The organism is Zoogloea sp., from assembly GCF_023150065.1.
In the GTDB taxonomy this organism is placed as follows: domain Bacteria; phylum Pseudomonadota; class Gammaproteobacteria; order Burkholderiales; family Rhodocyclaceae; genus Zoogloea.
This window is the reverse complement of sequence record NZ_JAKLLN010000240.1, coordinates 1-518: the sequence shown is the minus strand read 5'-3', so window position 1 is coordinate 518 and position 518 is coordinate 1. Positions and strand designations below refer to the sequence as shown.

Below are 518 nucleotides of genomic sequence, written 5' to 3'. Positions count from 1 at the left end.
GGCGACATCCTCTGGCAGCGCGGCCAGCCGCAGCGCGCCGAGCGCCTGTACGCCGAGGCGCTGGCCAAGCTGCCTGCCGATGCACTGGCCCAGCTGCGCATGCGCGCCATGCGTGGTCTGGCCGCGGTGCTGGAAGGCCGGGGGCGGTACGAGGACGCCGTGCGCCTGCGGCACCAGTACATCGCGCTGGTCGATGCCCATGCACCGCCGTGGCGGCAGACCGAGGCGCGCAATTTCCTGGCGGGCACGCTGCTTTCGGCCGGTCAGCGCGACGCGGCGATGAAGCTGATCGACGAAGCGCTGGCCCTGACCCGCCAGCAGGGCGACATCCTGGGCGAGGCGCGGGTGCTCACGACGATGGCCGTTGCCCTGGGCGATGCCGGCGACCAGGCGCGTGAGCTGCAGGTGATGCAGCGCGCGCTCGAGTTGTCGCGCCAGGCCCGCTCGCGCGAGGACGAGGCGCTGTCGCTGGGCAACCTGGCCGACCACTACCTGAAGACCGGGCGCTTCGAGGTCGC

1 protein-coding gene is annotated in these 518 nt (G+C 72.8%); it reads left to right on the top strand.

The window, feature by feature from the left end; genetic code table 11:
- On the top strand, positions 1-518 hold a 518-nt coding region (locus L6Q67_RS24475), incomplete at both ends, for a tetratricopeptide repeat protein (RefSeq protein WP_296576416.1).